The sequence below is a fragment of the Halobaculum sp. CBA1158 genome (genome assembly GCF_021431925.1).
Taxonomy (GTDB): domain Archaea; phylum Halobacteriota; class Halobacteria; order Halobacteriales; family Haloferacaceae; genus Halobaculum.
Map to the genome: position 1 here is coordinate 595404 of NZ_CP090371.1, position 18477 is coordinate 613880.

General features: G+C 71.0%; 22 protein-coding genes and 5 pseudogenes. 11 read left to right on the plus strand and 16 right to left on the minus strand.

Annotated features, from left to right (window positions below):
- The first annotated feature begins 246 nt into the window (after positions 1-246).
- Complete coding sequence (locus Hbl1158_RS03095) at positions 247-606, plus strand: hypothetical protein (protein ID WP_234298613.1); 360 nt, start codon at positions 247-249, stop codon at positions 604-606.
- Positions 607-697: 91 nt separating this feature from the next.
- Here the strand turns inward: Hbl1158_RS03095 and Hbl1158_RS03100 are convergent, their stop codons facing one another.
- The 10 genes from Hbl1158_RS03100 to Hbl1158_RS03145 form a co-directional block, all read right to left on the minus strand.
- Positions 698-1525, minus strand: a complete 828-nt coding sequence (locus tag Hbl1158_RS03100; RefSeq protein WP_234298614.1) for a hypothetical protein — start codon at positions 1523-1525, stop codon at positions 698-700.
- A 77-nt stretch (positions 1526-1602) separates the two neighbouring features.
- A complete protein-coding gene (locus tag Hbl1158_RS03105; RefSeq protein ID WP_234298615.1) occupies positions 1603-2214 on the minus strand; it encodes a hypothetical protein in 612 nt (203 codons plus the stop codon).
- Positions 2211-2996, minus strand: a complete 786-nt coding sequence (locus Hbl1158_RS03110) for a P-loop NTPase (protein ID WP_234298616.1) — start codon at positions 2994-2996, stop codon at positions 2211-2213. The genes Hbl1158_RS03105 and Hbl1158_RS03110 overlap by 4 nt, the downstream gene beginning before the upstream one ends.
- A gap of 138 nt (positions 2997-3134) precedes the next feature.
- The gene (locus tag Hbl1158_RS03115) at positions 3135-4601 is read right to left on the minus strand and encodes a sulfatase-like hydrolase/transferase (protein ID WP_234298617.1); all 1467 of its coding nucleotides are present in this window, start codon (positions 4599-4601) and stop codon (positions 3135-3137) included.
- Positions 4602-4744: 143 nt separating this feature from the next.
- Positions 4745-4954, minus strand: a complete 210-nt coding sequence (locus tag Hbl1158_RS03120) for an HVO_0649 family zinc finger protein (RefSeq protein WP_234298618.1) — start codon at positions 4952-4954, stop codon at positions 4745-4747.
- Positions 4955-5043: 89 nt separating this feature from the next.
- On the minus strand, positions 5044-5304 hold the full coding sequence (locus tag Hbl1158_RS03125) for a DUF3194 domain-containing protein (protein WP_234298619.1): 261 nt from the start codon (positions 5302-5304) through the stop codon (positions 5044-5046).
- Between the two features lie 3 nt (positions 5305-5307).
- A complete protein-coding gene (locus Hbl1158_RS03130; RefSeq protein WP_234299456.1) occupies positions 5308-5697 on the minus strand; it encodes a prefoldin subunit beta in 390 nt (129 codons plus the stop codon).
- A 291-nt stretch (positions 5698-5988) separates the two neighbouring features.
- Positions 5989-6249 (minus strand): KEOPS complex subunit Pcc1, encoded by a 261-nt coding sequence (locus tag Hbl1158_RS03135; protein WP_234298620.1) that lies wholly within the window; start codon positions 6247-6249, stop codon positions 5989-5991.
- Between the two features lie 10 nt (positions 6250-6259).
- Complete coding sequence (locus Hbl1158_RS03140) at positions 6260-6394, minus strand: DNA-directed RNA polymerase subunit P (protein ID WP_234298621.1); 135 nt, start codon at positions 6392-6394, stop codon at positions 6260-6262.
- A gap of 17 nt (positions 6395-6411) precedes the next feature.
- Positions 6412-6708: a 50S ribosomal protein L37ae gene (locus Hbl1158_RS03145; protein WP_234298622.1), complete on the minus strand. Its 297-nt coding sequence runs from the start codon at positions 6706-6708 to the stop codon at positions 6412-6414.
- 241 nt (positions 6709-6949) lie between these two features.
- On the opposite strand from Hbl1158_RS03145, the gene Hbl1158_RS03150 reads away from it, so the two are divergent.
- Positions 6950-7438: a bacterio-opsin activator domain-containing protein gene (locus Hbl1158_RS03150; RefSeq protein WP_234298623.1), complete on the plus strand. Its 489-nt coding sequence runs from the start codon at positions 6950-6952 to the stop codon at positions 7436-7438.
- 9 nt (positions 7439-7447) lie between these two features.
- Here the strand turns inward: Hbl1158_RS03150 and Hbl1158_RS03155 are convergent, their stop codons facing one another.
- Positions 7448-8215, minus strand: a complete 768-nt coding sequence (locus Hbl1158_RS03155) for a DUF2103 domain-containing protein (protein ID WP_234298624.1) — start codon at positions 8213-8215, stop codon at positions 7448-7450.
- A 104-nt stretch (positions 8216-8319) separates the two neighbouring features.
- Here Hbl1158_RS03155 and Hbl1158_RS03160 point away from each other — a divergent pair, with 104 nt between their 5' ends.
- Positions 8320-9075: a PHP domain-containing protein gene (locus Hbl1158_RS03160; protein ID WP_234298625.1), complete on the plus strand. Its 756-nt coding sequence runs from the start codon at positions 8320-8322 to the stop codon at positions 9073-9075.
- A gap of 46 nt (positions 9076-9121) precedes the next feature.
- On the opposite strand, the gene Hbl1158_RS03165 is transcribed toward Hbl1158_RS03160, so the two are convergent.
- The 4 genes from Hbl1158_RS03165 to Hbl1158_RS03180 all read right to left on the minus strand — a co-directional run bounded on the left by Hbl1158_RS03165 (position 9122) and on the right by Hbl1158_RS03180 (position 11996).
- A complete protein-coding gene (locus tag Hbl1158_RS03165) occupies positions 9122-9955 on the minus strand; it encodes a formate/nitrite transporter family protein (RefSeq protein ID WP_234298626.1) in 834 nt (277 codons plus the stop codon).
- 147 nt (positions 9956-10102) lie between these two features.
- Entirely contained in the window at positions 10103-11518 is a 1416-nt protein-coding gene (gene truD, locus Hbl1158_RS03170) for a tRNA pseudouridine(13) synthase TruD (RefSeq protein WP_234298627.1), read from the minus strand.
- Positions 11518-11856, minus strand: coding sequence for a peptidyl-tRNA hydrolase Pth2 (gene pth2, locus Hbl1158_RS03175; RefSeq protein ID WP_234299457.1), 339 nt, complete (start codon positions 11854-11856; stop codon positions 11518-11520). The genes truD and pth2 overlap by 1 nt, the downstream gene beginning before the upstream one ends.
- Before the next feature lie 2 nt (positions 11857-11858).
- Positions 11859-11996 carry a hypothetical protein gene (locus tag Hbl1158_RS03180; protein ID WP_234298628.1) on the minus strand — a complete coding sequence of 46 codons (138 nt, stop codon included), beginning with the start codon at positions 11994-11996 and terminating at the stop codon, positions 11859-11861.
- Here Hbl1158_RS03180 and Hbl1158_RS03185 point away from each other — a divergent pair.
- The 8 genes and pseudogenes from Hbl1158_RS03185 to Hbl1158_RS03220 all read left to right on the plus strand — a co-directional run bounded on the left by Hbl1158_RS03185 (position 11995) and on the right by Hbl1158_RS03220 (position 18200).
- Positions 11995-12711: a Yip1 family protein gene (locus tag Hbl1158_RS03185; protein WP_234298629.1), complete on the plus strand. Its 717-nt coding sequence runs from the start codon at positions 11995-11997 to the stop codon at positions 12709-12711. The two genes, Hbl1158_RS03180 and Hbl1158_RS03185, sit on opposite strands and share 2 nt — an antisense overlap.
- A gap of 132 nt (positions 12712-12843) precedes the next feature.
- Positions 12844-13239 (plus strand): annotated as a pseudogene (locus Hbl1158_RS03190) (response regulator); the annotation flags it as partial.
- Between the two features lie 102 nt (positions 13240-13341).
- Positions 13342-14184, plus strand: a pseudogene (locus Hbl1158_RS03195) (PAS domain S-box protein); the annotation flags it as partial.
- Positions 14185-14263: 79 nt separating this feature from the next.
- Positions 14264-14617: pseudogene (dcd, locus tag Hbl1158_RS03200) on the plus strand (dCTP deaminase); the annotation flags it as partial.
- A pseudogene (locus Hbl1158_RS03205) lies at positions 14603-16021 on the plus strand (helix-turn-helix domain-containing protein); the annotation flags it as partial. The pseudogenes dcd and Hbl1158_RS03205, both read left to right, overlap by 15 nt.
- Before the next feature lie 39 nt (positions 16022-16060).
- Positions 16061-16381: pseudogene (locus Hbl1158_RS03210) on the plus strand (dCTP deaminase); the annotation flags it as partial.
- Positions 16378-17310 carry a thiamine-phosphate synthase family protein gene (locus Hbl1158_RS03215; RefSeq protein ID WP_234298630.1) on the plus strand — a complete coding sequence of 311 codons (933 nt, stop codon included), beginning with the start codon at positions 16378-16380 and terminating at the stop codon, positions 17308-17310. The pseudogene Hbl1158_RS03210 and the gene Hbl1158_RS03215, both read left to right, overlap by 4 nt.
- Positions 17307-18200: a methyltransferase domain-containing protein gene (locus Hbl1158_RS03220; RefSeq protein WP_321169946.1), complete on the plus strand. Its 894-nt coding sequence runs from the start codon at positions 17307-17309 to the stop codon at positions 18198-18200. The genes Hbl1158_RS03215 and Hbl1158_RS03220 overlap by 4 nt, the downstream gene beginning before the upstream one ends.
- A gap of 68 nt (positions 18201-18268) precedes the next feature.
- On the opposite strand, the gene Hbl1158_RS03225 is transcribed toward Hbl1158_RS03220, so the two are convergent.
- A complete protein-coding gene (locus Hbl1158_RS03225) occupies positions 18269-18427 on the minus strand; it encodes a hypothetical protein (RefSeq protein ID WP_234298631.1) in 159 nt (52 codons plus the stop codon).
- Positions 18428-18477 lie beyond the last annotated feature (50 nt).

Here is an 18477-nt window from a genome sequence, read left to right on the forward strand (position 1 = left end):
CGGGCGTCGGGCGGCCCGGCGAAAGCCGTTTCGCCGACCGACGGTGGATCGGTGGGGGGAAGGCGTGAAACGCGTTTTCCAGCCCCGATAAAACATCTCCTCGATTTTAAAACGGTCGTGAAGTATCGCCCCGTGTCGGGCGAGCGGCGAAAACGGTCGTGAACGACGCCTGAATCGAGCGAATCCGGGGCAACGATCGGCCCCTTATACGGGGTCGCCGCGTCTGGTACCCGGTACGCCCGAACCATGTCCACCACCGACCGAACCCCATCGGTTCCCTCCGTTCCCTCGACGCCAGCCCTCCCCGACCACGTCGCGCCCGACGGTCTCCGCGACCGGGCGGTCGCGACGCTCTCTCGCGGGGTCGGCGTCGCGGCCCGCGGCGGCCGCGCCCTGGGCTTCTGGCTCGCCGCGTTGCTCCCGCTGACGTACCTTCCCCTCCTCGCGGCCGGCGGCGCGAGCGACCGGCCGGCGCTCCTCGCGGGGCTGTTGGCGGCCCACGCGGGCGCGCTCGTGCTCGGTCGGGGACACAACGCCGACGCCGACGACGGCTCCGGCTCCGCCGACAGCGACGCGCCGTCTCCGACCGGCGGCGACGCTCGCTGACCGCCGACTGCTGCCCGGTCGAACGTCGCCGGGATCGAACCGCTCGGGCGTCCTCCTCTCACGTCCCGCGTCACCCCTCTCCCGTCCTGTGTCAGTCGTCCGCGAGTCGCCGTCGTTCCTCCCGCAGGATCCGTTCCCACGCGCCGAACAGCGCCGAGTTCAGTCGGTAGCTGGTGTCCACGTCGCGCACCCACGCGTCGTCGGCGAACAGGTGGCGCTGGAAGCGGCGGATCCGCGGGCTCAGTCGCTCGCGGCGGCCGACGTAGTACGCGGCCGACTCCCGGATCGCCCGCTCGACGAGGTCGACGGGGACGACGACGCCGCCCGCGCGGGCGACGTCGGCGAACCACTCGACGTGTAACACAGCGTCCGCCAGCAGGAACGAGCGCTCGAACGCCGCCAGCCCGCCGGCGTCGCGGACGGCTCGAACCGCCCCCTCGCCGACCGGCAGGTCCGCGGGGCGCGAGAACGACGGCTCGCCGAGGCGGTCGCCGGTGCCGGCAGGTCCGTCGTCGCCGTCGGCGGGTCCGTCGTCGCCGTCGGCCGCCCGCTGGGCGAACGGCGCGGCGACCCGGCGGAGCCGACGGCGAGCCAGCGCGACCGGGGGCGACAGCGCGAGGCGGTACCACCGGGGCGTGTACGCGAGAAACGGCGGGCCGAACGCGGCGTCGCCGAGGAGCGTTCGCGCGACGACGCGCGCGACCGCAGGCGGCGTCGACGCCGCGGCCTCGGCTCCGCTCGCGCGCATCGTCGCGGCGGTCTCGCGGGGCGTCGCGAGCGGGTCGCGGTCGGCGGGGCCGACGCCGACGCGCTCGAATCCCATGCCGTCGGCGACGCGGTCGGCGTACGCCACGCCCGCACGGACCCACTCGGCGAAGTCGGCCGGCCGGGTGGCCGACAGCAGTCGGAGGACGGTCACGGCCCGGGAGACACATCGAAGCGACGTAGCTGCCCCGATCGCCGGCCCCGATGACCTGCTCTCGGAGCGTTCGCCGACTACTCGTCGGCGAGGTGGTCGGTCAGCCCCCACTCGGTGGCCCGTCGCTTCGCCTCGGCTCTGGCCTCGGTGCGGATCGCCTCCACGCGCTCGTCGTCGGCGAGGAACGCCGCGAGCGCGTCGTGGTCGCCGACGGCGGTCGGCCGGTCGTCGGGCGCGGCCGCCATCGTTCGCTCGGCGAGGGCGTCGTCGTCGGCCAACTCGCGCGCCGGGGCGTCCGGGGCGACGCGGAACGGCTCGACCGCGGGCGCGTCGTCGTCGTCGTGATCGTGGAGCCCGGCGAGAGCCGACGCCGGAAGCCGCCGGCTCTCGACGCGAACCGGCTCCGCGCCGGCGAGCGCCGCCAGCGCCCCCGGGCCGCCGGCGTCGTCGCCGGCGTCGTACGCCAGGACCGGGACGCCCGCATCGAGGGTGATCGCGGCCGCGGCGTCGTCGCCGCCGAGCAGGGTCTCGCCGGGCTCGATCCGGAGGTAGCCCGTGAGGTCGTCGGCGAGGGCGGCCGACAGCGGGTCGGCGAAATCGGTGGCGACCCGGGCGCGGACGAGTCGACCGCGAGGGACGGCCGCCGTCAGCACCGGCGGCGCGACCGATCCCGCCGGCCCGTCGCTCATGGGCGGTCGGGGACGACGGCGCTGCGGAAGCGGTCGGCCACGTCGCCGGCGGCCCGCGGTCGGAGGTCGATCCCGTCGGCCGCGGCGCGGAACGCCCGGGCGGCGTCGCTGCGGGGTGCGTGCGCGAGCAGGGGCTCGCCCGCGTCGCGGGCGGCGCGGGCGGCGTCGCTGTCCGGAACGGCTCCCAGCGTCGGCCCCTCGAAGTAGCGTTCCGCCTGGTCGCCGACGGCTCCGAGGTCGCCGCGGACCCGGTTGAACAGCACCCCCGCGACGCCGGTGCCGTAGGAGGCGGCGTACTCCTGCACCTTCAGCGCGTCCGACAGCGCGGGGATCGTCGGCTGGGTTACCACGACCGTCCGGTCGGCGAGCACGACGGGGAGGACCGCCGACTTCGAGGCCAGCGTCGCCGGCGAGTCCAGCAGGAGCACGTCCGCCTCGGCCGCGAGTTCGGCGACCACCTCCCGCAGCCGCTCGGGCTCGGAGCGCTCGAACGCCGCGAGGCTGGTGCCGCAGGGGACGACCGACATGCCGTGGCGCTCGTAGGTGGCGTCGGCCACGTCGACGGCGACCCCACCGGGGCCGGTCCGGTCGGGGACGAGGAGGTCCTGAAGCGTGACGGGCGCGTCGGCGAGACCGGCGTGAAACAGCAGGTTCGCCATGCCCGTATCGGCGTCCACGACGGTCACGTCGTGTCGCTCGGCGAGCGCCATTCCGAGCGCCAGCGTCGTGGTGGTCTTGCCGGTCCCACCCTTCCCGCTGGCGACCGCGAACGCCTCGACCATACGGGGGGTGTGCCGCCCCGGTACAAATATCTTCGCAGCGCTCGGCGTGAATACAGGTCGCGCCGTCGGCGACTCAGCTCCCGCCTCGGTCGGTACGGCGACGGGGGACGAACGGAAGCGCGAGCGACCGTCCGGCCCTCAGCGATAGCCGAGCGCTTCGAGTCGCCTGCCGATCGCGTCGGGCACGTCGTCGCCGTCGCCGTCGCCGTCGCCGTCCGCACCGCCGGCACGACCGCCGTCGCCGGCGTCCTCGCCGGCGTCGTAGAGTAGCGCGAGTCGGTCGTCGGCCGCGCGTTCGAGCGCCGCGAACGCCTCCTCGGGGACCGCCTCGCGTCCGGCGTCGTCGGATTCGCCGGGATCGGCCGTACGGTCGAACAGCTCGACCGCGCCGTCCGGCCCGCGAACGTAGCTCCATCGCCGGGTGCGGGCGGCGACCAACGGGGTGCCGTCGCCGAGGCGGCGCGGGATCGGCTGACTCGTCACGGACTCGCCGCGGATCGCCAGCGACGTGACCGGGTCGCGGTCGGGGCGCTCCTCGGCCCGGATCGTCGGGAGGAGGCTCTCGCCGGCGAAGGCGGCCGGCGACTCGACCCCGAGGGCGTCACAGACCGTCGGGGGCACGTCCCGGAGCGGGACCGCCGACTCCTCGGTACGGGCGGGCGCGCCGGGGTGGTCGACGACGAAGGGCACGCGGACGAGTTCGTCGTACAGCTTCGGATAGTGCGCGAGGTGGCCGTGATCGAGGAACTCCTCGCCGTGGTCGCCCGCGAGGATCACGGTGGTGTCCTCGCGCATCCCCGTCGCCTTCAGTTCGTCGAGCACGCGCGAGACCGACTCGTCGATCTGCCGGACGGACGCGTCGTACAGCGCGCGAAGCGTCCGGAGGGTCTCCTCGTCGACCTCCTTGCCCAGCCCCGCGCGGAGGTGACCGAGCAGGGTCTGCAGCGAGCCGACCTCGCCGTCGGTGACCGCCTTGACGTGCCGCGGCGCGGGGACGTACGGCGTGTGCGCGTCCATGTAGTGGATCCACAGGAAGAACGGGCGGTCGCCGTCGTCGCCGGCGAACGACTCGATACTGCCCAGCGCCCGGCGTTCGAGCGCGTGGAGGTGAGACGTGTCGACGGCGTGGCGGCGCTCGCGCCCGCGGAGCTTCGCGGCGGCGTTGCCGAGGGGCCAGCCGAGGTACTGCACCCAGCCGTTGACCGTCGGGTGGGTGGTGAGGAAGCGGCCGATCGGCGTACGCGCCCCGTCGAGGAACGACTCGAACTCGTCGAAGCCGCGGTCGTAGCCGTAATGCGGCGTGAGAAAGCCGTTGCCGGCGTTGACGCCGGCGGTGCGGACGCCCGCGGTCGACAGCGCCTCCGCCAGCGTCGGGTCGGCGGACGGGCCGGGCGTCGACGCGTCCGAGAAGACGGGTCGTGCACCCAACAGGTCCGGGAACGAGAACGGCGTCCAGTTGCCGCCGGCGATGGCCGTCTCGAAGGCCGTTCCGCGACGGGCGAGCCCGCGGAGCGTCGGCGTGTGGGGACCGAGCGCGTCCGCGCGCAGCGAGTCGACGGTGATCAGCAGGACGCCGCGCGACGGAGAGCCACCAACCGATTGCACGCCGGAGAACGGTTGGCCCGGAGCCTAAGCCTTACTATCACGGCACATCGGCCGTCGGGCCGGAGGGATCGCCACCCGCTCGCCCGGTCACTCAGTCACACAGTTGGTCGGTCACACAGTTGCTCGGTCACTCAGTTGCTCGGTCACTCGGTGCCGTCGAGTCGAAACACCCGTCGATCGGTCGCCCCGCATCGGGGGCAGACGTGGCGATACACGAGACGGCGACTGCGGAACGTCGTCGCCCACTCGCCCCCCTCGTCGGTGTGCCCGCACTCCAGACACGTCGGCGTCTCGCGCAGTCGCTCGCGGTAGCGGTCCAGCGCGGTCATTCCGCCCGGGCGGCGAACCGACATGTGTTACCATGTGACGTGATACCAAATGAGTGTTGCGCACGCTCTCGTCGGTCGGCAACCGGTGTCGCGACGAGACGCGAGAACGGGGGTTACGCCTCGTCGAACAGGCCGTCGACGGCGTCGCGGGCCGCGCGCGCGGCCTCGTCGGCCACGGCGTCGGCGTCCGCCTCGGCGTCCGCCGGCGGATTGACGTACACGTCCACGTCGAGGACGCCGTCCTCGAAGGCGACGGTCACGTCGAAGTCGCGGAGGTTCGACTGCTTGTACCGGTCGAGAACGACCCCCTCGGCGGCCTCGCTGGCTGCGCGGACGACCTCCTCGTCGGTCGGATCGGGGGCGTCGTCGGTCACGGCTTACGCGCCGCCGGCACCGGGGCCACCGGGGCCCATGCCCGCCGGACCGCCGCCCGCGCCGCCCTGCAGCATCTGCTGAAGCTCCTCCTGGAGCTCCTCGAACTGCTGTTGGACCTTCTCCTCCTGGGAGTCGAAGCGCTCGGCGCGCATCTCCAGGGTGTCGACCTTCTCGTCGAGGTCGTCGTAGGCGGTGTCGTAGTCGGTCTCGACGAGGATCTCGCCGACCTCGCGGTACATCGTCGCGTCCTCGTCGATGTCTTCCATCGCGTCCAGCGCGGCCTGCGCCTCCGTCAGCGACGACTGCGTGGACTGTTTCTGTTCGGCGAGCTGCTGGGCCTGCTCCTGCAGGTCCTGTAGCTCCTCGATCTTCTCTTGGGCTTCCGGCGGCAGACTACCCTGCATATTCGGGTAGTCGGGCTTCGGGGTGAAAAGCCCGGTCATTGGGAGCGCGGTCGAGTGAAGCGAGCGAAGCGAGCGAACGAGACCGCGGAGGGACGGCGGCGAGGTCTTCGGGCCGAGCCGCCCACAGACAGACGCGAGGGCGAGCGAAGTGAGCGAACGAGACCGCGGAGGGACGGCGGCGAGGTCTTCGGGCCGAGCCGCCCACGAACGGGAGCGGGACGCGAGCGTCGATGACGCTGCGAGAACGATGCGAAGGTGAGCGCGCGACCGTCGGCGACGCTACGAGTCGGCCGCCGCCGCGACCGTCTCGGCCGTCTCGACGAGTCGCGTCCAGGTGTTCACGCCCGCGCGGAGTGCGACGAGGTCGCGGGCGCGGACGGTCACCTCGACGGCGTCGCCCTCGCGGGTCGCGTGCGCGGTCGATCGGTCGTCGTCGATGTCGCCGACCTCGACGCGGATCGCCTCGTGGACGGTTCGTGCGCGTCGCTGGTCGGGGTAGGGAAACGAGAGGACGGCGCGGTGGTCGTACGCGTCGGACACGCTGCCCGCGTCAGTTGACTTCGACCGTCTTCACGTCGGGTGCGCGCTCCTTGAGGAGCACGCGGTGCCCGCAGTAGGGACACCGCACGCCGCCGTACTCGTCGAGTTCGACATCGCGCTTACACCGGGAACACTTGTAGCTCATTGTGAGGGGGGCGGGAGTTACTCCTCGTCGCTGTCGTCGCCGTCGACCGATTCGTCCTCGAGCGCCTCGCCGATACTGCGTCGAACGGAGCGACCGCCGGGCGTCTCCGGGCGGTACGCGCCGCCGGTGAACGTCTCACCGGTCTCCTCGTTGACCCACACGCCGGTACCGATTCGCTTGACCGAGTCGCCGTCGACCGTCGCCGACTCCATCTCCTCTTCGATGTCGGAGACGCGCTTGCGGGAGACACGCCCGTATCGCGCGCCGAAGCGGCCGGCGCTGCCGACCTTTCGCGCCTTGCTCTGTTCAGCCATATACGAGCCGATTCGCCGCTCGGCGTCAAAAACCCCGCGAATTACGCCCGCGTTCGGAGTCGACTCGGCGTGGTCTCGGCGCGACTCCGAGGTGATCCCGGTTCGGTCCCGGGACGATGCGGCGCTGCCGTCGCGTGTCGTCCCCGTGGGAGCGACCGATCGAACGACCGCCGGGCCGCGGTCACACGCCGGGCACAGGTTTATTTTCGTGGGTTTCAGCTAGGTGGTACGGTACCCCCGAATGCTCATCGCAGAATTTCACCTCTCGACGCCGGTCCTCCGCGACGCGCTCGCGAGCGCGCCGGAGGTGACGGCCGACCTGGAGCGGACGGTCGACGGCGACCGAACTCGCCTGGAGTTCTTCGCCCGCGGCGACGACCTCACGCGCTTCGAGGACGCCCTCTCGAACGACGCCTCCGTCGACGACGTTCGCGTGCTCGGCGAGGGCCCGGACTTTCGGTTCTACCGGGCGACGCTGGCCCGCGAGGCCCACGAGCGGACCACCCATCACGTGTTCGGCGACACAGGGGCTCGCCCGGTGAGCGCGCAGGGCGACCACACCGGCTGGAGCTTCCGCGTCCAGTTCCCCGACAGGGAGTCGCTGGCGACCTACCGCGACACCTGCCGCGAGCGCGACGTGTCGTTCACGCTCACCTCGCTGTACGAGCGCACCGACCCGCACGGCGAGCGTGACGACCACGGTCTCGCCGGCGACCAGGGCGCGGTCTGACGCCCGGCGCTAGTCGTTCCTCTCCCCGAACCCCGCGTCGACGAGCACCTCGTTGAGGTCGGCGCGAACCCGTTCGCCCGTCTCGCGGTCCCCGGCCGTCGTGACGACGCGGTTCTCCTGCACGCTGGAGCCGTCGCGCAGGAGGAGTCGGACGTTGCCGTGTTCGTCGGCGCGAGTCACCTTCGCCCGCAGGCCCGTTCGCGACCCCGACCCGCCGGCGTCGATGGGCCCCGGAATGACCTTCTTGACGTTCGGGTGCCCGGCGGCCGCGAGGATCGCCTTCATGCCCGTGCGCTCGCCGATGAGCGTCGAGTGCGACCCGCCGATCTTCGCCTCCGCGGGCGCGTCGACCACCTCCAGGGCCGACTCGCCCCGGCGCGCCAGCACGGCCCCCACGGGGTCGTCGTCGGGGACGCGGTAGAACTCGTAGTGGAGTTGCGCGCGCGCCTCCCGTAAGGGAGGGCGCTCGCCGGCGGCGTACACCGTCTCGGGGCGCTTGCGCCGCACCTCGTCGGCGACGCGCCCGGCGAAGTTGCGCAGTTGGACCTGCGCGGTGCGCTCGCCGTCGTCGGGGACCGTCGTGATCGTCGTCTCGCCGAGCACCAGCGACTCGGGGTCGAAATCGTCGGAGGGGTGCTCGGGCTCGAAGCCGATCATCGTCAGCGTCGCGCGATCGGTCCCGAAGTCGACCACGACGCTCTCGCAGTTGGCGGTCTCACAGGAGAGACAGTAATCGCCGGGCCTCCTGAGGGGCGAGCCACACCGCCGACAGTTCATTACCGCTACGAGGCGCGGCGCGTGGATAAGCCCGTTCGTTCGGCGGTCGGAGTCGACCGCGGCGGATCAGTACCCTTTCTCTCCCTGAGTACGAACGCGATCCAATGAGCGACCGGGACGCCGTGGTTCGGATCGACCCGCACGTCCACTCGGAGGGCTCCTACGACGGCCACGAACCCGTCGAACTCGTGCTCGAACACGCGGCCGACATCGGACTCGACGGCGTCGTCGTGACCGACCACGACGCGATCGAGGAGTCACTTCGGGCGGCGGCGATCGCCGACGAGTACGGCCTCGTCGGGGTGCCGGGGGTCGAGGTGTCGACCGCGGTCGGCCACCTGCTGGCGATCGGCGTCACGGAGTGCCCGCCGCGCGGACGGCCGTTCGACGAGACGGTCGAGCGGATCCGCGAGGACGGCGGAGTCGCGGTGGTCCCCCACCCGTTCCAGCGCAGTCGACACGGCGTCCGCAAGCGTCGCATCGGCGACTGCGACGGGATCGAGGTGTACAACTCGATGGTGTTCACGGGGTATCGAAACCGCAGAGCGCGGACGTTCGCCGCCCGACTCGACCACCCGATGCTCGGTGCAAGCGACGCCCACTCCATCCGCCACGTCGGACGGGCGTACACGGAGATCACGCTCCCGTCCGTCGATCCGGAGACGCCCGCGTCGGCGATCGACGCCTCGACGGTCGTGGAGGCGGTCCGCGCCGGCGACACGGACCTCCGGGGGAGACGGACCCCGATCCACCGAAGCGCTCGGCAGTACGCGAGGGGATCGCTCCGGAAGGCGACGTACCACCTGACGGCCGCGCTCCCGTACGTGAGTCCCCGGCCGGCGTCGATGCAGAACAGCTGAGTCGGTCGCCCTCCCCGACCGTGACGGACCCGTTCGGTTCGCTCCGTCAGTCGGCCCCGCGAACGACGTGCCCGTACTTCAGCAGCGCGACGAAGATCCCCCCACCGAGAACGTTCCCGACCGTCGCCAGGACGAGGAACACGAGGTAGTCGACTGGAGAGATCATCGGCGACGTGAACAGCCCGAACAGCACCTCCACGTTGCCCGCGATCGAGTGGGGGAGATGGAGGATCCCGATCGTCCCGGTGACGATCAGGATGATGAGCAGCCGACTCACCGTCTCCTGTGCCGCCGTGATCAGCCACGCCAGCAGCCCCATCAACCACCCCGCGAAGACCCCGGCGATGAGGAGCCACTGGAGGTCGTGAGAGACCAGTTTGAGCGCGATCGCCTCGAACGCCTCCGGCGAGACGACGCCGAGGCCCGGCATCAACTGGACAGCCAGCAGCGTGAACAGCAATCCACCGACGATGTTTCCGAGGTACACCAGTCCCCACAGCCGGAGCAACTGCCGAACCGACGCCTGCCCGTCGAGGACGGGGATCACCGCCAACGTGGTGTGTTCGGTGAACAGTTCCGACCGGCCCAGAATGACGAGCATGAAGCCGACTGAGTAGACGCTCGCCACCAGCAGTTCCGTCGTGAGGTCGCCGAATCCACCCGGGGAGAGCGTGAGTACCACCCCCATCAGCAGCGGGCCGAACCCGATGTCGAGCCCCGCGGAGAGTCCCGAGAGCAACAGCCCGAACCGCTCGCGGTTCATCTCGTGGACGCCGCTCTCGATCAGCGACTCGAGGACGTTTCGCGTCGGCTTCTGTGCCGTCGTGTCGGTCGATTCGGTGTCTGGGGTGCTCACTAAGGGGACGCCTCGCTGTGTCATTGCGGTGGCCGGTATCTAAACCCTTCAACAGACACACGCGGATCGGAACGGGGTCGCGGAGCGCGGAGCGATTCCGGCTCGCGAACGGCGAACGGGAGAGACGTCCGGTCGAGGCCCGCCGATCCGGCGGTCCGCGTCGCCGGAGCGTTACAGCCGCTCCGGATCACACTTCAGATACTCCCGCAGCAACGCCGTCGCGTACGAGCCCGACGGCAGCGCGAACTCGAACACGGGGTCACCCTCCTCCTCGGAGACCGTCAGATCGGTCGGGAGCACCACGGCCCGGCGGGTGCCGCTGGAGGCGAACTCGCCGGGCAGTTCGAAGTCGCCCGGTTCGACATCCAGCTCCCGCAGGACCTCGCGTTCGATCTCGCCCGGCTCGCCCTCCCCGAGTTCCGTCTCGGTTCCCACGAGCGGCGCGGTGACGAACGCCCGTCCGCGCTCGCAATGGCGCGCGAGCGTGTCGACGCGGCCCTCGGTCGCACGCTGGAGGCGGTCCATGTCGGGCTTCGGGAACGCCGTGTCGCGCTCGAGGAACGCGACCACGTCGCCCTCGACCGGACGGGTGAACGGGAGGCCGCGACGGAGGCGCTCGGAGAGGATCCGGTTGAACACGTACGACTGCGCGGCGTTGACGAACAGCCGCTGGAGGTTCGACGGCACGGCCTCCAGCGCATCGCGCCAGTCGGCTCCCTCCTCGAGTCGGTGAAGCATCGAGCGCTCGTAGCGCAGGCGGCCCGGCATCGCGTCGAGGGCGACCGACCAGTTCGGGTCGTCGCCGTCGGCCTGGTCTTCCACCACCTCGCGGGCACGTTGGGAGTCCTCGGGCTCGGTGTCGTAGGGGTTCCCGCAGTACGCCAGCACAGCGCCGCGCCAGTCGCCGCGGACGGCCGCGAGCCCGACCTCGTGGGTGATCGGTCGATGGCTCCCGAAGCGCTGGTGGCCGAACCAGTTCGGAACCGCGCAGGCGACGGGGTCGGCGTCGCCGGCGGCGTCGCCCGCGCGGTCGTCGTCCGTGTCGTCGCCGTCGTCGCTGTCGTCGTCCGCAGAGCCGGCCGGCTCGGTCGCGTCGGCGTCGGCGAACGACCGGAGGTCGCGGGTGATCGGTGCCGGGTCCCCCTCTGTTTCGCGCACCCGGATCGCGAACTCGTTGCCGGCCAGGTCGCCGAACTCGAGCGCGCGGCCCGTCCTGCCGAGCACCTCGACGTCCGCGCCGTCGAGGTCCGGGATCGCCTCGGGGTCGGCGTCGCGGACCGTGAACAGTTGGGTCGTGACGGCGTGTTTGTCCTTGGTGCCGGCCCACGAGACGCGCTCGCGACTCGCACCCATCGCGTCCGACAGCGCGCTCGCGAAGTCGTTGGTGTCCCAGCGGCGCAGGGTGGCCCGCAGGAGGAGATGGGGGTACGAGCCCCGGTCCGAATCGAGCGGCTCGGGGTCCATGCGCTCGCGCTCGCGGACCCGGAAGTCCTCGGGCGCGACGCGGAGGCGGCCGCCGATCCCGTCGGCGTCGCTGACGTAGAAGTCGACGCCGGTGGCGCGCTCGCGGGGGTGGGCCTCCCGCATCAGTACAGCGAGAGGTCGCCGGTCACCTTGTCGACGATCGACTCCTCGCCCGGTCCCACAGCGAGCGTCGTGACGGTTCCGGAGTCGAGTTGCGTGTGGCCGGCGTCGCGGATGACCGCGTTCGGGAGCCCCTCGCGCTCGGCGCGGTCGGCCAGCTCGAAGATCTGCGACTCGCCCGCGGCCTTGAGGACGACCTTCTTCTGGCCCTCGCCCTTCCAGGCCCGTCGCGCCTTCGCGCCGGTGTCCTCGTACGCCGACAGCGACGCGTGCGCGACCTGCGCGGCCAGCTTCCCCGTCCCCATCCCGAGGTCGGTGCGGACGACGATGGCCTGTTTCATGCTCATACGTCGCGGTCGGCGGGGACCGCGGAAAGCGCTTCGGGAGCGACCCGGGCGGGGTCGCGACCGCCGGGGGCCGTCGCCGCGGCGACGACGCCGAGGAAAAAGCACTTGTCGCCGCCGCGACAGCGCCCGGACATGGACGGTCCCCGCACGCCCCTCCTCCGACCGAGTCGCTACTTCGCCGCACACGACGGCTCGCCGCCGCTGGCCCACGCCGTCGCGGCCGTCGCCGTCGTGACGGTCGCCACCGCCGGCGGGCTGGCGGTGTTCCTCGGCGAGTTCGCCGCCGCCCTCGACGTGTCGATCACGGTCGACAACCCCTCGTATCCGGGCGACGCCTTCTGCGAGAACTCCGCGTTCGACGACACCCCGACAGGGTGCGGCGAGCCCGAGACGGTCGAGCGGAACCTCGGCGCGCTCGTCGCCGAGGAGCTGTCGTGGCTCCCGCCCGCCGCCGTCGCCCTCGTGCCCCTGTTCTGGGTCGTGCAGTCCGGAATCCTCCACGCCGCGAGCGCGGTCGCCGGCGGCGACGGGCCGTTCGGGGACACGCTGGCGGTCGTCGGGTGGGCGATGCTCCCGAGCCTGGTCCGACTGGTCGGGATCGGGGCGTTCGTGATCCACCGGCTCCGGACGACGACGCTGCCCGGCGACCCCGAGGGCGCGCTCGCGGCCCTGGAGGCCGCGCTCGCGGGGACGGAGGCGATGGGGCTGCTCGCGGCCGTCGCCGTCGCGGTGTGGGGCGGCGTGATCCGGACGTACGGGCTCGCCGAGGCGCGCGACCACACGCTCGCGGAGGCGGCCGGGATCGTCGTGACGCTCACCGTCGTCGGCCTATTCTTCGAGCTGTTGTGACGGATCGAAGACCGGTCTCACCGCGACCGCGAGGGTCCGACGGGACCCAGACCGGCGACAGCGACCCCTCGTTATCTGTCCTGTAAATCGGGACGCCGATCTTAAGAGAGGGAGTTCGGAACGGGGAGGTGCATGAGCGAGGGAGGGGGAATCTCCGTTCTGCACGTCGACGACGAGTCGGCGTTCGCCGAGCTGACCGCGGAGTTCCTCGAGCGGGAGGACGACCGGATCGCCGTCGAGACCGCGACGAGCGCCGAGGCGGGACTCGACGCGCTCGCCGACGGCGACGTCGACTGCGTCGTCTCCGACTACGACATGCCGGGGCGAGACGGGATCGAGTTCCTCGAGGCCGTTCGTGAGGAGTATCCCGATCTCCCGTTCATCCTGTTCACCGGCAAGGGGAGCGAGGAGGTCGCCAGCGAGGCCATCTCGGCCGGCGCGACCGATTACCTCCGGAAGCAGTCGAGCACCAGCCAGTACACGGTCCTCGCGAATCGACTCGCGAACGCGGTCGAACAGTACCGGGCTCACCTCGAACGCCAGCGTCGTCGCGAGCGGCAGAATCGGCAGGGGGACGCGCTGCTGGAACTGACGACCGACGACGCCGTGACCGGCGGCGACTTCGAGGCGGCGCTCGAACGGATCGCCGAGACCGCCGCCGCGGTCCTCGAGGTCCCCCGAGTCAACGTCTGGCTGTTCGACGACGGCCACGACACGCTCCGGTGCGTGGAGGACTTCGACCGGTCCTCCGGCACCCACCAGAGCGGGATGACGCTCGAGGCCGGGGAGTACCCCGCGTACCTCGAGGCGCTCGAATCCAGCCGATCGATCGTCGCCGACGATCCCCTCGAGGACCCCCGGACGGCGGGACTCGAGGACTACCTCGTCGAACACGACGTCGGATCGCTGCTGGACGCGACGATCCGGTCCGGGGGTGACGTGCTCGGCGTAGTCTGTCACGAACACGTCGGCGGCCCCCGCCGGTGGACCGACGACGAGGTGGAGTTCGCAAGCGACATCGCCGAGCTCGTTCACAGGGCACACCGGAACCGCGAACGCACCGAACGCACGGCGGAGCTCGAGCGGACGCGGGCGCGGTTCCGCGCGCTGACCGACAACACGACCCACGCGATCGTGACGATAGACGACGAGAGCACCGTCCGGTACGCCAACGACGCCGTCGAGGACATCCTGGGGTACGCGCCCGAGGAACTCGTCGGCGACTCGCTGGAGCGGATCGTCCCCGATCGGCTCCGCGAACCTCACCGGGAAGGGCTCGCTCGGTACCTCCAGACGGGCGCTAAAGGGGTGGACTGGGACTGGGTCGAACTCCCGGGACTCCACAGAGACGGCCACGAGGTGCGGCTGGGGATCTCCTTCGGCGAGACTACCGTCGACGGCGAACCGCGGTTCACCGCAGTCGTCCGCGACATCAGCGATCGCACCGAAGACGCGCGGGATCCCGATCGCTGACGGGGACGAACGGGGACAGACGGGAGCGACGCGCCCCCGATGCGGGAGCTTTACGCCCGCGGCGGTCGCCTCTCCGGTAATGATACTCTCGGACACCGACATCCTCGCGCGGCTCCGGGACGGCGACCTCGTCGTCGACCCGCTCGACGACGTGGACACGCAGGTCCAGCCCGCGAGCGTCGACCTCCGACTGGGATCGGAGTTCCTGGAGTTCCGGCGGACGAACATCCCTTGCATCCACCCGACCGACGCCCGAGAGGTCGACGAGTACGTCGAGGAGACGCACGTCCCGGAGGGCGACGACTTCATCCTCCATCCGGGCGATTTCGTGCTCGGGACGACCAAGGAGACGGTCGCCATCCCCGACGACCTCGTCGCGCACGTCGAGGGGCGCTCCTCGCTGGGGCGGCTGGCGATCGTGGTCCACGCGTCGCTCCCGTACGACGAGGAGGTCTTCCTGTGGACACCAGAGGACGGGTTCGGATTCTACGAGATCGGTGAGATCGTCGAAGAGGAACGATCCGCGCGGGCAGTAGCCTTCGATCCGAAGACGCTGCGCGTTCGAACGCACCGTGTCTCCGATTATATCCGGAATCCGACGAAACGGATCTATCGCGTGACGCTCGAATCAGGACGAACGGTCTCGATCACGAGGGACCACAACCTGTTCACGCTCGACGAGCGCGGGGGAGTTACACGGATCGAAAGTCAGGACGCGGAGGGAGAGTTGGTGATGGTGCCTCGAACCCTCCCCGAGCCGTCCGTGGCTGAATCGGAACTCGATCTGCTCGAGCTCCTCGGGACGGAAGACGACGACATCACGGTGTACGCCGCTGACGGGGTCGGCGAAATCGACTGGGAGAGAACACCCGAGGGGTCGCGTCGTCACTACGAACGCCGAGACAGCGCCCCGATGGCGGCCACACGGGCGTCTACGATCCCGAAAGAGGCGGAGTTCGCGTTCAAGCAGAGTGACCTCAGACTTTCCAGATCGATCGAGGTGACCGAGGAACTGGCATGGGCGCTCGGGTTCTACATTGCGGAAGGAACCCGTCGACGGAAGCAACTCGCCGTGAGTAACCGTGAGACAAAATATCTGGAGCGGTTCGCGGCGTTCTTCGAGCAGAGTGGCGCGGGCTGTTCGTGGAGCGAGCGCGAGAATGGGGTGACGGTTCTCACTATCTGCTCCGCGCTGTGGTCGAAGGTGTTCGACGAACTCGCCGGAGCGGGGGATGACAAGAACATCCCGGAGCGAGCATGGAACTGGTCGAACGAGGCGCTCGAAGCGCTGTACGAGGGGCTTATCGACGGGGACGGACACAGACGGGAGGATCGAGAGACGCTGTATACTGCCAACGAGTCGCTCGCCGACAGGGCAATGTTCCTCGGGGCGCGCTTGGGCCTCTCGAACGCGGTCTATCATCGGGAGCGCGAGAACTACATAGAGATGAGCGACGTGTGGAACCGGAGTGAGGAGTGGGCAGTCGACTTCAGCAACACGAGCCACAAGCGAGGCCAGTACGTCCCGACTCCGAGCGAGTTGCTGAGACAGTACCGCGAGCGGGCCGAACTCACCATGCAGGAGGCGGCTGAGGCGGCCGGATACGCATCGAAAAGCAGCATCTCGAACGTGGAAAACGAGGAGTGGAACTCGACAAAGCGAGAAACGCTCCGTCGCCTGAGAGACCTGTACCGGGAGCACGGGGTGGAACCAACCCGACTGACCCAGATCCTCGACGACGGCATCCAGTTTGAGCGGGTGGAATCCGTCGAAGAGACCGAGCGTATCGAGCCGACGTATGACCTCGAGGTGCAGCCGAACGGTCGAACTATCGAGAACTTCATCGGCGGACGAGGAGGAGTGTTCCTCTCGAATACTGCCGGACTCTGCGACCCCGGGTACGAGGGCCAGATCACGCTCGAGCTGTCGAACCTGGGGAACGCCCCCGTCGCGCTCTCGCCGGGGATGCGCATCTCGCAGCTCACCTTCACCGAACTGCGGACGCCCGCCGATCGGCCGTACGGGGCCGAGCGGGGCTCGAAGTACCAGGGCCAGTCCGGACCGCAGGCGTCCCGCATCGGCGACGATCCCGAGTTCGCGGCGGGGCGAGGTGACGGGACGGTCGACGGCACGAGGAAGGGCGCGGACGACCGCACGGGGGACGGCCCGGCAGACGCCGGGGGTGACGAACCGTGAGGTTCATCGAGGAGATCGTCGTCGACGAGTTCCTCCCGACCGTGCGGTCGATGCTGGCGGAGGAACTGCGCGAGCGCGACCTGACGCAGCGGGAGGTCGCCGACGCCCTCGGCATCAGCCAGTCGGCGGTGTCGAAGTACGCCCACGGCGACGTGGCGACGAACGACCGGGTCGCCGACGACGGGCGCGTGCAGGAGGCCGTCGAGCGCGTCGCCGGGGGACTGGCCTCCGGCGACCTGAGCCGCGTCGCGGCGCTGGTCGAGTTGGAGGTGCTGATCCGCCGACTGGAGGCGGGCGACCTGCTCGCGGATCTCCACGAGGCGGCGATGCCCGAACTCGCGGCCGCGGAGTACGACTTCGCCGTCCACGACCCCGACAGCGGCCTGCGCGACCGCGAACGGACGCTCTCGTCGCTGCGGCGGGGACTGCGCACCCTCACCTCGACGTCCGGGTTCGCGGCGCTCATCCCGAACGTCGGGTCGAACCTCGCCGAGTGCGTCCCCGACGCCGTCGACATCGACGACGTGGCGGCCGTCCCCGGTCGGATCTTCGACGTGAAGGGGCGGGCGACGGTGCCGTCGGACCCCGAGTTCGGCGTGAGCGAGCACGTCGCCGGCGTGCTCCTGTCGGCCCGTGACGCCGGTCTCGACGCCCGCGCGGCCGTGAACGTCCGGTACGACCCGGCCCTCCTAGAGGCGCTTTCCGACGCCGGCGTCGAGAGCGTCGAGTTCCGCCCCCGCGACGGCGACGAGACCGACGCCGGCGCGGTCGACGACCCCGTCCGGGCGGCCCTGGAGGCGGCCGACCCAGACCTCGACGACGGCGTCCTCGCCGTCTATCAGACCGGCGGCGTCGGCGTCGAGCCGGTGTTGTACGTGCTCGGTCCGGACGCGCCGACGGTCGCCCGGGTCGTTCGAGAGTTGGTGTGAGCGTGGCCGAACGGGGGTTCCCATCGGGGGGCGGAGACGACGGGTCCCGGTCGGGGGGCGGAGACGACGGGTCCCGGTCGGGGGGCGGAGACGACGGGTCCCGGTCGGGGGGCGGAGACGACGGGTCCCGGTCGGAGGGCGGGAACGACGGGTCGCGCTCGGCGACGGCCGCCGACTTCTACACGCGGATCGCCCGGGGGTACGACGCGCTCGCCAGACACGGGCCGGGCGTGGATCGCCTTCGACGACGACTCGCGGATGCGCTCGCGCCGCCGTCGGACGCGACGGTCGTCGAGTTCGGCTGCGGAACCGGCGCGAACCGGCCCTATCTGGAGGCGCGGCTCGGAGACGACGGCCGATACGTGGGCGTGGATCTGTCGCCGGGCGTCCTCCGGGTCGCTCGCGAGCGCGGTCGCACACGAGTCGACGAACCGAGCGAGAGAGACCGTGGCGGCGACGGCGACGGCGGCGTCGATACCTTCGCCGCCGGCGACCCCGGCGCGTTCGTCCGTGGCGACGCGACGCGCCCGCCCGTCCGACCGGGCGCGGTCGACGCCTGCTGTGGCGCGTTCGTCTCGGGGATGCTCCCCGATCCCGCGGCGGCGGTGCGCGCGTGGGCGGACCTCGTCGGTCCCGGCGGCCGGATCGCGCTGTTGGATCTGGCGCGCACGACCCGACCGGGGTGGCGAGCGCTGAACCCCCTGTTCCGGCTGTTCGTTCGCGCCGGATCGCCGCCCGGTACCGCCGCGTCGCTGGCGCGGTCGCCCGCGGTCGTCCAGGACGAGCGCGTCGTCGCCGCACACCGGGCGCTCAGAGAGCGGTGTACCGACGTACGCTACGAGCGGGCCGCAGGCGGGTTCGCGCGCGTCAGCGCCGGCACCGTCGGGTAGGGGACGCGCGCCGGAAACGGGGGTCGGCCGGGAGTGCGTCTCGTCCGCGAGTCCCCGTCGTCGACCGGCTACCCGCGATTGGCCCGCGCCTCCCGCACGGTCGCGCCGTCGCGAACGAGGTCCTCACACCGGGGACACACCCGCGGTCCGGCGGACCCGTCGGGCGCGAACACCCGCGCGTAGCGTTCGGTCACCATCGACTCGCAGTTCTGGCACCTCCGTCCCATACGATACCGTCTATATTGACGAGACATAATTTTATCTGTTGTTTGTGGGA

Coding starts and splice junctions, on each gene's coding strand:
- Hbl1158_RS03180 (WP_234298628.1), bottom strand. CDS start 11,996: ATGTCCGGGCGCTGTCGCGGCGGCGACAAGTGCTTTTTCCTCGGCGTC.
- Hbl1158_RS03150 (WP_234298623.1), top strand. CDS start 6,950: ATGCTCATCGCAGAATTTCACCTCTCGACGCCGGTCCTCCGCGACGCG.
- Hbl1158_RS03155 (WP_234298624.1), bottom strand. CDS start 8,215: ATGAACTGTCGGCGGTGTGGCTCGCCCCTCAGGAGGCCCGGCGATTAC.
- Hbl1158_RS03160 (WP_234298625.1), top strand. CDS start 8,320: ATGAGCGACCGGGACGCCGTGGTTCGGATCGACCCGCACGTCCACTCG.
- Hbl1158_RS03110 (WP_234298616.1), bottom strand. CDS start 2,996: ATGGTCGAGGCGTTCGCGGTCGCCAGCGGGAAGGGTGGGACCGGCAAG.
- Hbl1158_RS03105 (WP_234298615.1), bottom strand. CDS start 2,214: ATGAGCGACGGGCCGGCGGGATCGGTCGCGCCGCCGGTGCTGACGGCG.
- truD (WP_234298627.1), bottom strand. CDS start 11,518: ATGCGGGAGGCCCACCCCCGCGAGCGCGCCACCGGCGTCGACTTCTAC.
- Hbl1158_RS03120 (WP_234298618.1), bottom strand. CDS start 4,954: ATGTCGGTTCGCCGCCCGGGCGGAATGACCGCGCTGGACCGCTACCGC.
- pth2 (WP_234299457.1), bottom strand. CDS start 11,856: ATGAAACAGGCCATCGTCGTCCGCACCGACCTCGGGATGGGGACGGGG.
- Hbl1158_RS03185 (WP_234298629.1), top strand. CDS start 11,995: ATGGACGGTCCCCGCACGCCCCTCCTCCGACCGAGTCGCTACTTCGCC.
- Hbl1158_RS03140 (WP_234298621.1), bottom strand. CDS start 6,394: ATGAGCTACAAGTGTTCCCGGTGTAAGCGCGATGTCGAACTCGACGAG.
- Hbl1158_RS03165 (WP_234298626.1), bottom strand. CDS start 9,955: ATGACACAGCGAGGCGTCCCCTTAGTGAGCACCCCAGACACCGAATCG.
- Hbl1158_RS03225 (WP_234298631.1), bottom strand. CDS start 18,427: ATGGGACGGAGGTGCCAGAACTGCGAGTCGATGGTGACCGAACGCTAC.
- Hbl1158_RS03095 (WP_234298613.1), top strand. CDS start 247: ATGTCCACCACCGACCGAACCCCATCGGTTCCCTCCGTTCCCTCGACG.
- Hbl1158_RS03145 (WP_234298622.1), bottom strand. CDS start 6,708: ATGGCTGAACAGAGCAAGGCGCGAAAGGTCGGCAGCGCCGGCCGCTTC.